The 11,491-nt window shown below is 74.6% G+C and carries 9 protein-coding genes and 1 pseudogene; 7 read left to right on the forward strand and 3 right to left on the reverse strand.

Translation table 11 applies throughout. The features are described 5' to 3' along the window. Nucleotides 1–368: 368 nt before the first annotated feature. Nucleotides 369–1,100: a VIT1/CCC1 transporter family protein gene (locus tag ACFV46_RS21260; RefSeq protein WP_361930113.1), complete on the reverse strand. Its 732-nt coding sequence runs from the start codon at nt 1,098–1,100 to the stop codon at nt 369–371. A 275-nt stretch (nt 1,101–1,375) separates the two neighbouring features. Here ACFV46_RS21260 and ACFV46_RS21265 point away from each other — a divergent pair, with 275 nt between their 5' ends. The 7 genes from ACFV46_RS21265 to ACFV46_RS21295 are packed head-to-tail and all read left to right on the forward strand — an operon-like array spanning nt 1,376 to nt 9,495. Further along, nucleotides 1,376–2,425, forward strand: a complete 1,050-nt coding sequence (locus tag ACFV46_RS21265; protein ID WP_385499224.1) for an ADP-ribosylglycohydrolase family protein — start codon at nt 1,376–1,378, stop codon at nt 2,423–2,425. Further along, nucleotides 2,422–3,984, forward strand: a complete 1,563-nt coding sequence (locus tag ACFV46_RS21270) for an ADP-ribosylglycohydrolase family protein (protein WP_385499225.1) — start codon at nt 2,422–2,424, stop codon at nt 3,982–3,984. The genes ACFV46_RS21265 and ACFV46_RS21270 overlap by 4 nt, the downstream gene beginning before the upstream one ends. Nucleotides 3,985–3,991: 7 nt before the next feature. Continuing rightward, the gene (locus tag ACFV46_RS21275; RefSeq protein ID WP_376728024.1) at nt 3,992–5,167 is read left to right on the forward strand and encodes an ADP-ribosylglycohydrolase family protein; all 1,176 of its coding nucleotides are present in this window, start codon (nt 3,992–3,994) and stop codon (nt 5,165–5,167) included. Continuing rightward, nucleotides 5,155–6,561, forward strand: coding sequence for an ADP-ribosylglycohydrolase family protein (locus ACFV46_RS21280; RefSeq protein WP_385499228.1), 1,407 nt, complete (start codon nt 5,155–5,157; stop codon nt 6,559–6,561). Before ACFV46_RS21275 ends, ACFV46_RS21280 begins: the two co-directional genes overlap by 13 nt. Next, the gene (rbsK, locus tag ACFV46_RS21285; protein WP_385499230.1) at nt 6,558–7,451 is read left to right on the forward strand and encodes a ribokinase; all 894 of its coding nucleotides are present in this window, start codon (nt 6,558–6,560) and stop codon (nt 7,449–7,451) included. Before ACFV46_RS21280 ends, rbsK begins: the two co-directional genes overlap by 4 nt. After that, nucleotides 7,448–8,647, forward strand: a complete 1,200-nt coding sequence (locus ACFV46_RS21290) for a CaiB/BaiF CoA transferase family protein (protein WP_385499233.1) — start codon at nt 7,448–7,450, stop codon at nt 8,645–8,647. The genes rbsK and ACFV46_RS21290 overlap by 4 nt, the downstream gene beginning before the upstream one ends. Next, nucleotides 8,644–9,495 carry an HpcH/HpaI aldolase/citrate lyase family protein gene (locus ACFV46_RS21295; protein WP_376728026.1) on the forward strand — a complete coding sequence of 284 codons (852 nt, stop codon included), beginning with the start codon at nt 8,644–8,646 and terminating at the stop codon, nt 9,493–9,495. Before ACFV46_RS21290 ends, ACFV46_RS21295 begins: the two co-directional genes overlap by 4 nt. Before the next feature lie 239 nt (nt 9,496–9,734). Here the strand turns inward: ACFV46_RS21295 and lgt are convergent. Further along, nucleotides 9,735–10,575, reverse strand: a pseudogene (lgt, locus tag ACFV46_RS21300) (prolipoprotein diacylglyceryl transferase); the annotation flags it as partial. Nucleotides 10,576–10,661: 86 nt separating this feature from the next. After that, nucleotides 10,662–11,435: a thioredoxin domain-containing protein gene (locus ACFV46_RS21305; protein WP_361930135.1), complete on the reverse strand. Its 774-nt coding sequence runs from the start codon at nt 11,433–11,435 to the stop codon at nt 10,662–10,664. Nucleotides 11,436–11,491: the final 56 nt, after the last annotated feature.

Raw genomic sequence — 11,491 nt, forward strand, 5'->3', positions numbered from 1 at the left:
GGGTTCCCCGGGAAAAGGCCGGGGAGCAGGTGCAAGGGACGACGTTGGCCCTCTGCGTGATCGCAAAATTTCGTGCAGGTTACATGATGGAACGACTCTCGGGAACCGGGATACTCCGTTCCACCATGCGGACACCACGGCCTGCGGCGGGGGTCTTGCGCACGTGGCTCGAAGTATGTGGGGGACCGGGTGGGGCAGGTCCATGCCCGACGGTCCACAGGGAGGCGGAAGGGGCGTCGTCGCCCACCCCGCGCGTGCACCGCAGGCGTCATTGCCCACAATGCTTACGGCTCATGCCCGGTGGTCATGCCTCCGAAACCCACGAGTAACGGAAACTTATGCGGCCCCTCGCATATGTTCCAGCCGCGCTATCCTACGGCCGTTCCGAAGAAACTGCCCAGGGCGTACGTCACACCGGCCGCCGCGCCACCCAGGGCGAGCTGCCGCAGACCGCTGTACCACCAGCTGCGCGCCGTGACCTTGGCGACGATCGCCCCGCACAGGAAGAGCCCGAAGAGCGCGAGCAGCACCGCCGGCCAGAGCGTGGCGGCGCCGAGCAGGTACGGCAGGACCGGCAGCAGGGCGCCGAGGGCGAAGGACCCGAACGACGACACGGCCGCGACCAGCGGCGAGGGCAGGTCGCCGGGGTCGATGCCGAGTTCCTCGCGGGCGTGTATCTCCAGGGCCACCTCGGGGTCGCGGGAGAGCTGCTCGGCGACGGCGCGCGCGAGGTCCGCGTCCACACCCCGGGCCTCGTAGAGGGCCGCCAGCTCGGCCTCCTCGTCCTTGGGGTGCTTGGTCAGCTCGCGCCGCTCGACGGCCAGTTCGGCCTCGACGAGCTCGCGCTGCGAGGCGACCGAGGTGTACTCGCCGGCCGCCATGGAGAAGGCGCCGGCCGCGAGGCCCGCGAGGCCGCTGAGCACGATGGTCTGATGGCTGACGGCGCCACCGGCGACACCGGTCATGAGGGCGAGGTTCGAGACCAGGCCGTCCATCGCGCCGAAGACCGCGGGGCGCAGCCAGCCGCCGTTCACATCGCGGTGGGTGTGGTTGTCGCGGTGCGCCTCGTGCAGCGCGGCCTCGGTCTCGATGATCGACATCAGTTTCCCCCCGGAGGAAGTCAGGTAAGGCTCTCTTTAGACGCGTTCTACTCTTCGACAACACCAAATCTACGCCTCCCCATTCCCTCCCGCCAGCAAGGAAAGGCTGGGCTAACCTGCGGTTTTCCCCGAAAAGCCGCCGTGCGGCCGGGGCCTCGGAGGACAGATCGACCGGGTGACAGTGGCCCCGGTGAGGCTCAGGTCAACCGCCGACGGTGGGACACATCCGCAAAGGGCTCCGCGCCCTGGCGGAACCCCCGGAGGAGAGGCCGCGTATGGCATCGATCGCCCGCATCCCCTCGGTTCCGGCGCCCGGCGACGCCGGAGAACTCCGCGAGCGGGCCCGCGGCGCCCTGCTGGGCCTGGCGGTGGGCGACGCGCTGGGCGCTCCCGCCGAGAACATGAAGCCCTCGGAGATCCGTGCCCGGTGGGGCCGGATCACCGGCTTCGTGGCCGAGAGCCCCTGCGGCACCGACGACACCGAGTACGCGATCTTCTCCGGGCTGCTGCTCGCCCGCCATGGCTCGGCCCTCACCCCGGCCCATGTCGAGGCTGCCTGGCACGAGTGGATCGCCGACCGGGCCGAAGGGCCGTTCCGGGGCGCCGGGTTCAGCGAGCGGGGCACGCTGGAGAACCTGCGCCGCGGCCTCGCCGCCCCCATCTCCGCACAGCACCGGCACGCCTGGAGCGACGGGCTGGCCATGCGGGCGGCGCCCTTCGGGGTGTTCGCCGCGGGCCGCCCGGCGGAGGCGGCCCGGCTGGTCGCGATCGACGGCTCGGTCAGCCACGACGGCGAGGGCATCTACGGCGGCCAGGCCGTGGCGGCCGGAGTGGCCGCGGCGATGGCGGGAGCGCCGACCCCGGTGGTGGTGGCCTCGGCGCTGGCCGTGGTCCCGGACGACTCCTGGACGGCCCGTTCCCTGCGCCGGGCCGCCGCGGTCGCCCACGAGGGCGAGCGCGCGGTGCGCTCCGCGGTGGTGATCGGCGGCTACCCCTGGACCGACCTCGCCCCCGAGGCGGTCGCCCTGGCCTTCGGGGCGTACGCGGCGGCCGACGGCGACTTCGTCCAGGCGGTCCTGACCGCGGTGAACATGGGCCGCGACGCGGACACGACGGCCGCGGTCGCGGGGGCGCTGGCCGGAGCCACGCGGGGCGAGGGGGCGATCCCCCCGGACTGGGCGGCGGCGATCGCCCCGGCCCGCGGCAGCTGCCTGCCGTCGATGGCCGGCCACCACGTGCTGGACGTGGCGGAACTCCTGCTCCCAGGGGACGACCGCAAATGGATCACCGGAGCCCTCACCCCCACCAAGGAGCCCCTCGGATGACTCCCCCGACCCCGTGGTCCGACCTCCAGGACCCAGACTCACCCTCCCCGGCCACCGCACCGGCGGCACTCCTGCCCGCACCCCCCGAGCCGGACCCCGAGCCCTCGGACGAGAGCGGCACGACGGACCCCGCGCCGCTCGCCCCGCCCCTCGAGCCGGAGACCGCCGACGGCGAGTCCGCCGCAACGGAGCCACCCACCCCCGCCATCGCCACCTGCTCGGGCCACCACTCCATCCACCTCCTCCTACCCCCCGAGCCGGACCCCGAGCCCTCGGACGAGATCCGCACGGCCGGCCCCGCCCTCCTCCCTCCACCCCCCGAACCGGAAGCCGCCGTCGGCGAATCCGCCCCGACGGGGCCACCCGCACTCGACAAGGAAAGCCGCACGGGTGGTGCGGGTGGGAGACTCCCGGCCGAAGGCGAAGCCGAGGCCGTCCCCCGGCCGGCGCACCGCGTCCGGGGCCTCCTCCTGGGCCTGGCCGCAGGCGACGCCGCCGGATGGCCCGCCGCCCGGCACCGCGCCGCCAGGATGCCGGACTGGACCCGCCGTCTGACCCGCGAACTGGAGACGTTCGCCGAGCAGAACGCCACCACCACCCTCCCCGTGCCGATCGCCCTCAACCAGCCCCCCGAACCCCTCCGCCTCGGCCCCTCCGACGACGCGGAATGGGCGGCCTTCACCGCCGAGGCCCTGCTGCGGGCCGGCGACGACACCGCCCTCGGCGACCTCAGCCGCGACCGCCGCGTCCGCGCCGCGATCGACCTCACCTGGAACGCCGTCGCCGGCGAGGTCGCCGCCGCCGCCGACCGCGCCCCGGAGGTCGAGTCGGCGGTCCTCCCACTGCGCGCCCGCATCTCCGTCCGCGCCGGCCTCGGCAACCTCGCCACCGGCCTGCGCCCGCCCGCCACCGGCCACGACAACCCGCACTTCTTCGACGACGCGGCCTGCGTCCGGGCCTGCGTCCTGGCCGTCGCCCACCCCGGCGACCCCCGCCGCGCCGCCGACCTCGCCGAGTTCGACGCCCGGTACACCCAGGACGGAGACGGCGTCCTCGGCGCGAGGGCGATGGCGGCGGCCGTGTCCCTTGCCCTCACCGGCGCGGCCACCGGCACCTGCGTGGCGGCGGCGCTCACCGAGCTGCCCGCCGCGACGGAGATCGGCCGCAACGCCCGGCACGCCGTGGACCTCGCCCACACCGCCGACGGCGCCTTCGCCCTGGTCCCCCTCCTGGAGCACCAGATCGTCGACCACGTCTACAGCTACGGCGTCGCCGCCGCCGAGACCGTACCGGTCGCCCTCGCGCTCGCCGTCGCGTCGGGCGGCCGTATCGCCGAGGCGGTTCCGGCCGCCGCCTGTCTGTCCCGGGTGGCGGACTCGGCCCCGGCCCTGGCCGGCGCGCTGACCGGCGCCCTGGGCGGTGACGCCTGTGTCCCGGCGGCCTGGCGCGCCACCTGCCGCACGCTGTCCGGCTGTGCTCTCCCCCGGCTCACCGGCACCGACCTGGTGGAACTCGCCGACCTCCTGGAAGCCGCACAACCGGACCGACCAGGAGGATGATTCCGGCATGACGCCCAAAGCAGATGAAAGCAGTGGTCCGCGTCTCGACGAACGGATCACCGGCGCCCTGGTGGGCGCGGCGGTCGGCGACGCCCTCGGCGGCCCGGTGGAGGGCTACTCCCCCGACCAGATCCTGGAGCGCCACGGCGGCCGCGTGCACGGTGTCGTCGGCCCCTGGAACGGCGACGCATGGCGTACGGCACGCCCCATCGCGCCGTACCACAAGGGCGACGGGCACGTCACCGACGACACCTTGATGACGCACGCGCTGGTCCGTGTCTACGCGGCCGTCCGCGACCACCTCGACGCGTACGCGATCGCCGACCACCTGGTCCCGGACCTGATGACCACCCCCCGCTGGATCCCGGAGCTGGAGGCCGAGGCACTCCCCCTGCAGCGCGTCTTCCTCGCGGAGAAGTGGCTGGTCGCCCGCCTGCACTACGGGCATGTGGACCCCCGCGAGGCCGGCGTCGGCAACATCGTGAACTGCGGCGCCGCGATGTACATGGCCCCGGTCGGCCTGGTCAACGCGGCCGACCCCCGGGCCGCGTACGCCGAGGCGCTGGACGTCGCGGGCGCCCACCAGTCGTCGTACGGGAGGGAGGCCGCAGGCGTGTTCGCGGCGGCGGTGGCCGCGGCCTGCGCACCCGGCGCGACCCCGGACTCGGTCGTCGCCGCCTGCCTGTCGCTCGCCCGGGACGGCACCCGCGAGGCCATCGAGAAGTGCTGCGAGACCGCCGCGGCCCACAGCGACTTCGAGTCGGCGCTTGTCCCGCTGCGCGAGGCGGTCGCCCCCTACGACACCGTCGGCCCCGACTACCGCCGGCCCTCGCTCGGCGCCCGCCGCCCCTCCCGGCTGCACGCGATCGAGGAGCTGCCGATCGCCCTGGCCATGGTGCTGGTCGCCGGCGGCGACCACCGCCGGGCGGTGCTCGGCGCGGTGAACTACGGCCGGGACTGCGACTCCATCGCGACGATGGCGGGCGCCGTGACGGGCGCCCTCGGCTCCCCCGTCCCGGACGAGTGGGCGAAGACGGTCGCGGAGGCCAGCCGCCTCGACCTGTGGGAGCCGGCGCGGGTCCTGACCGACGTGGCCCGCGAGGTGCACGCTCGTGACGTGGCCCGCCGCCGGGCGCACGAGGCGGCGTTCCGGGTGCTGGAGGGCCGGCCGTGCTCCGACTGACCTGGGTCCAGCCCGAGGACCTGCTCGGCCACGAACTGAGGCAGGCCGCCCTGGACGGCCGGGAGCCCGCGCGGATCGCGGCCCGCTGGGAGGCGGCGGGCGGCCGTACGGCCCCGGTACGGGCGGGTGCCTCGGCGGAGCCGGCGTCCCGGTATCTGCGGACGCTGGCCGAGGACCTGCTGGACGAACTGGCGGACCTGCCCAGCCGGACCGCCGACCGGGAGCCCACCGGCCTCGCCGCCATCAAGGCGCTCTGCCCCCACTGGCCGGCGCCGCCCGCCGCCCCCGTCCGGACCACGCCGGCCCGGCTGGAGGCCGCCTGGCTGGGCCGGGCCGCCGGCTGTCTGCTGGGCAAGCCGGTCGAGAAGCTCCCCCTCGACGCCATCCGGGCGCTCGCCCGGCCCACCGGCAACTGGCCCCTGCGCGGCTACTTCACGGCCAAGGGCGTCCCGGCCGACCTGCTCGCCGCCCACCCCTGGAACCGCCGCTCCGCCACGACCTCGCTCGCCGAGAACATCGACGGCATGCCGGAGGACGACGACCTGAACTACCCGCTGCTGAACCTCCTCCTGCTCCAGCGGTACGGCCGGGCCTTCACCACCGCGGACGTGGCCCGGCTCTGGCTGGACGAGCTGCCCGCGGGCCGTACGTTCACAGCCGAGCGCGTCGCGCTGCGCAACCTCCTCCTCGGTGTCGAGCCGCCGCACACGGCCCGCCACCGCAACCCGTTCCGCGAGTGGATCGGCGCCCTCATCCGGGCCGACGTCCACGGCTGGACCCACCCCGGCGACCCGGGCGCCGCGGCCGAACAGGCCCACCGGGACGCCACCCTCACGCACACCGCCACCGGCGTCCACGCGGCGATGTTCGCGGCGGCGGTCATCGCCCGCGCGGCCGGCGCGTCCGGGCCCGGGGACGTCCACACCTGTCTGCGCGCCGGGCTCGCCGTGATCCCGCCGGAGTCCCGGCTGGCCCGGGCCGTCGGGCACGCGACGGCGCTGGCCCGGACCCACGAGGACTTCGACACGGTCGTCGACCTGCTCCACGCCCGGTACGGGCCGGACCACCACTGGGTCCACGCCGTCCCCAACACGGCCCTGATCGCCGCCGCCCTCACCCACGCGGACGGCGATTTCACCGGCTCCGTCTGCCGTGCCGTGTCCGGCGGCTGGGACACCGACTCCAACGGGGCGACGGCGGGCAGCGTCGCCGGTCTCCTCGCCGGCTCCCCCGCCGCCCTGCCCGACCACTGGACCGCCCCGCTGAAGAACCGTCTCGCCACCTCCGTCGGCGGCCTCGACGGCATCGGCTTCGACACCCTCGCCCGGCTCACGCACGACCTCGCCCACGACCCCGCCCCGGACCTCAGCCCCTTGGAGGCCACCCGCCCATGACCGACATCGTCGTGCTCGGCAGCACGAACATGGACCTCGTCACCTACGTAGAGAAGGCCCCGCAGCGCGGCGAGACCGTCACCGGCCGGGAGTTCCGCACGATCCCCGGCGGCAAGGGCGCCAACCAGGCGACCGCCGCGGCCCGCGCGGGCGGCGACGTGCTGATGATCGGCGCCGTCGGCAACGACACGTACGGCACCCGGCTGCGCTCCGCCCTCGAACAGTCCGGCGTCGACACCGACGACCTGCGCACGGTCGAGGGCCCCTCGGGCACCGCGCACATCGTCGTCGACGACGAGGGCGGCAACGCGATCGTCGTCATCCCCGGCGCCAACGGCACCCTCGACCATCTGAGCCCCGGCGACGAGGGCGTCATCGCCGACGCCGACACCCTGCTGCTCCAACTGGAGATCCCGCTGGCCGCCGTGCTCGCGGGCGCCCGCGCCGCCCGCCGCCACGGCGTCCGCACGATCCTCACCCCGTCCCCCGCGCAGCCGCTCCCGGACGAACTCCTCGGCGCGATCGACCTGATCGTCCCCAACCAGCACGAGGCCGCCGCCCTCACCGGCCGCACCGACCCCCGCGAGGCGGCCGGCGTCCTGCTCGGCCTGGTCCCCGAGGTGGTCGTCACCCTGGGCGCGTCCGGCAGCCTGTACGCCGCCCGGGGCGCCGAGCCGCTGACCGTCCCGGCCCCGAAGGTCACCGCCGTGGACTCCACCGGCGCCGGCGACACCTTCGTCGGCGCGCTCGCGGTGGCGCTCGGCGAGGGACGGTTGATGCCCGACGCGCTGACCTGGGCGTCCTGCGCGGCCGCCCTGTCCGTGCAGCGGGAGGGCGCCACGGTGTCGATGCCGTACCGCCCCGAGATCGACGAACGGTACGCGTCATGACCGCGGTGGCCCCGGCGCCCCTGGCCGGCCTGCGCGTGCTCGACCTGGCCACCCTCTTCGCCGGCCCGCTCGCCGCCACCATGCTCGGCGACTTCGGCGCGGAGGTGATCAAGGTCGAGCACCCGGAGAAGCCCGACCCCTCGCGCGGCCACGGCCCCGCCAAGGACGGGGTGGGACTGTGGTGGAAGGTCCTCGGCCGCAACAAGCGCACGATCACCCTGAACCTGTCCCGGCCCGGCGGCCGCGCCACCCTGCTGCGGCTCGCCGCCACCGCGGACGTCGTCATCGAGAACTTCCGCCCGGGCACCCTGGAGAAGTGGGACCTCGGCTGGCCGGAGCTCTCGGCCGCCAACCCCCGTCTGGTGCTGACCCGGGTCACCGGCTTCGGGCAGTTCGGCCCGTACTCGCACCGCCCCGGCTTCGGCACCCTGGCCGAGGCGATGAGCGGTTTCGCCGCGCTCACCGGGGAGCCCGACGCGCCCCCGACGCTCCCGCCGTTCGGCCTGGCCGACTCGATCGCCGGCCTCGCCACCGCGTACGCCGTGATGACGGCCCTCGCGGCCCGCGAGCGCACCGGCGAGGGCCAGGTCGTGGACATGGCCCTCATCGAGCCCATGCTGCTGGCCCTCGGACCCCAGCCGACCTGGTACGACCAGCTCGGCTACGTCCAGGAACGCACCGGCAACCGCTCCGCCAACAACGCCCCGCGCAACACCTACCGCACGGCCGACGGCACCTGGGTCGCCGTCTCCACGTCGGCCCAGTCGATCGCCGAGCGGGTGATGCGGCTCGTGGGGCGCCCCGACCTGATCGACGAGCCGTGGTTCGCCACGGGCGCGGACCGGGCCCGGCACGCCGACGTGCTGGACCGGGCGGTCGGCGACTGGATCGCCCGGCACACCCGCGCCGACGTGCTGGCCGCCTTCGAGAAGGCGGAGGCGGCGGTCGCCCCGGTCCAGGACGTCCGGGACGTGATGACGGACCCGCAGTACGCCGCGCTCGACACCGTGACCACCGTCGACGATCCCGAACTCGGCGCGCTGCGCATGCAGAACGTCCTCTTCCGGCTCTCCGCCACGCCCGGCGCGATCCGCTGGGCGGGCCGCCCGCACGGCGCGGACACCGACGAGGTGCTCACCGGCCTCGGCCTGTCCCCCGCCGACCTCGCGGCCCTGCGGGAGGAGGGCGCCCTGTGACCGGCCCGGCGGAGACCACCCCGTACCCGCTGACCTGGCTGTACGCCCCCGGGGACCGACCGCGGGTGGTGGCCGGGGCGCTCGCGTCCGGCGCCGACGTCGTCATCGTCGACCTGGAGGACGCGGTGGCCCCGGACCGCAAGGACCACGCCCGGGCGGCCACGGCCGAACTGCTCTCCGCGCCGGAGCACCCGGTGCCGGTCCACGTCCGGGTGAACGCCCTGGACACCCCGGCGGGGGCGCGGGACCTCGCGGCGCTGGCCGCCCTGCCCGGTCTGGCCGCCCTGCGGCTGCCGAAGGTGACGTCGGCCGACCAGATCATCCACCTCGCCGAGACCACCCCGGCCGCGGCGCCCGGCACGACCCGGCTGCACGCGCTGCTGGAGTCGGCCCTCGGCATCGAGCGGGCGCACGCGATCGCGTCCGCGCATCCGGCCCTGCGCGGTATCTCGCTCGGCGAGGCGGATCTCCGGGCCGACCTGGGCGTACGGGGCGACGCCGGGCTCGACTGGTGCCGTTCCCGCGTCGTCGTCGCCGCGCGGGCGGCAGGGCTGCCCCCGCCCACCCAGTCCATCCACCCGGACATCCGCGATCTGGAGGGACTGGCGGCGACCTGCGCGCACGGCCGCGCGCTCGGCTTCCTGGGCCGCGCGGCCATCCACCCCCGGCAGCTGCCCGTGATCGAACGGGCCTATCTGCCCACGGAGCGGGAGCTGGAGCAGGCGGAGACGATCGTGAAGGCGGCGGCGACCGACCAGGGGGCCCTGGCCCTGCCGGACGGGCGGTTCGTGGACGCGGCGGTGGTGGCGGCCGCGCGGCGGACGCTGTCCCTGGCCCGCCGCGCCTGAGACACGTGCAGGGCGCCCGGTCGACCGGGCGCCCTGCACGCTGTGACGGTTCGGGGGTCAGCCCTTGCGGGCCGACTCCGCCTCGTCGCGCGACTCCTTCGTGTCCTCGACCGCGTCCTCATACTCGGTCTTGGACCCTGCCTCGGTCTTGGACCCTGCCTCGGTCTTGGACTCGGCCTCGGTCTTGGACTCGGCCTCGGACGTCTTCCCGTCCTCGGTCTCCGCCTTCTTCTCCTCGGACGCGCCGCCCGAGTCGCCGTCGGCCGCACCGGGCTCGACGACGGCCTCACGCCCGGGCCGCTTCTTCGCCGAGACCACGATGTAGAGCACGGCGAGCAGGAAGACCAGCAGCGCGGTCCAGTTGTTCAGCCGCAGGCCGAGGATGTGGTGGGCGTCGTCGACCCGCATGTACTCGACCCAGAACCGGCCGACGCAGTACGCGGCGACATACAGGGCGAACGCCCGGCCGTGCCCCATCTTGAAGCGGCGGTCGGCCCAGATCACCAGCAGGGCGACGCCGATGCACCACAGCGACTCGTACAGGAACGTCGGGTGGTAGGTGCCCGGCACCCGCCCGTCCGTGGAGGAGGTGATCTCCAGCGCCCACGGGACGTCGGTGCGGCGGCCGTACAGCTCCTGGTTGAACCAGTTGCCCCAGCGGCCCAGGGCCTGCGCGAGGGCGATGCCGGGGGCGACGGCGTCGGCGTACGCGGGGAGCGGGATGCCACGGCGGCGGCAGCCGATCCACGCGCCGAGCGCGCCGAGCGCGATCGCGCCCCAGATGCCGAGACCGCCCTCCCAGATCTTGAAGGCGTCCACCCAGTCACGGCCCTCGCTGAAGTACAGCTCGTAGTCCGTGATCACGTGGTAGAGGCGGCCGCCGACCAGGCCGAACGGGACGGCCCAGACCGCGATGTCCGCGACCGTGCCGGCGCGCCCGCCCCGGGCGATCCAGCGCTTGTTGCCGAGCCAGACGGCTACGAAGACACCGAGGATGATGCAGAAGGCGTAGCCGCGCAGCGGAATGGGACCGAGGTGGATCACCCCGCGCGACGGGCTGGGAATGTAGGCAAGTTCCATGGCAAGGTCGACGCTACCCTGCCGGGCCGCACCGATGTCGGGCTGCCCGGCTACGGGTCCATAACAGGCCGTGCCCGTACGGGCGCTCAGCCCTTGGCGTTCGCCTCCACCATCTGCTTGAGCTTGGCCGGCGTCATCGTCTGGTCCTGGTAGATGTTCTTGCCGTTCAGCAGGACCGTGGGTGTGCCGCTGAAGCCGCCCGCCTTGAAGGCGTCGTTGGACTTGTCCACCCAGCTGTTGTGCGTGCCGTCCTCGACGCAGGTGCGGAAGGCGGGTGTGTCCAGGCCGTCCACCTTGGCGGCGAGCTCCAGCAGCTTGCTGTTCTTCCCGAAGGCGTCGTCGGCCTCCGGCGGCTGGTTGCGGTACAGCACGTCGTGGTACTCGACGAACTTTCCGGCGTCCTGGGCGCAGGCAGCGGCGTTCGCCGCGTTGCGGGAGCCGGTGCCGCCCATGTTGCCGTCGATGATCGTCGCCAGGTGGTACTCCACCTTGAGCTTGCCGGAGTCGGTCAGCCCGTGGATCGTCGAGCGGTAGGCGTCCTCGAAGGACTTGCAGGCCGGGCAGCGGAAGTCCTCCCAGACCGTGAGCGTCGAGGGGGCGCTCGCCTTGCCGACCGGGATGGCGAGCCCGTCCTTGCCCTGGGCGCCGGAGGGGCCGACGACCGGCCCGGCGTCGCTGCCGCTGTCCTTGCCGGCGTTGGCCGCGACGACCCCGATCACGGCGGCGAGGCCCAGTACGCAGACGACGCTCGCGCCCACGATCAGCGTGCGGCGCCGCCGGTCCGCCGCCTTCTGCTTCTCCCGCTCGACCGCCAGCCGCTCCCGGGCGGTCCGCTTCGCGTCACGATTCTTTTCGCTCACAACCGCAGAAACGAACCGGGGAGGCGCATCGCGCCTCCCCGGTCCCAGGTCCACCC

The sequence above is a fragment of the Streptomyces sp. NPDC059852 genome (genome assembly GCF_042731455.1).
Lineage (GTDB): Bacteria > Actinomycetota > Actinomycetes > Streptomycetales > Streptomycetaceae > Streptomyces.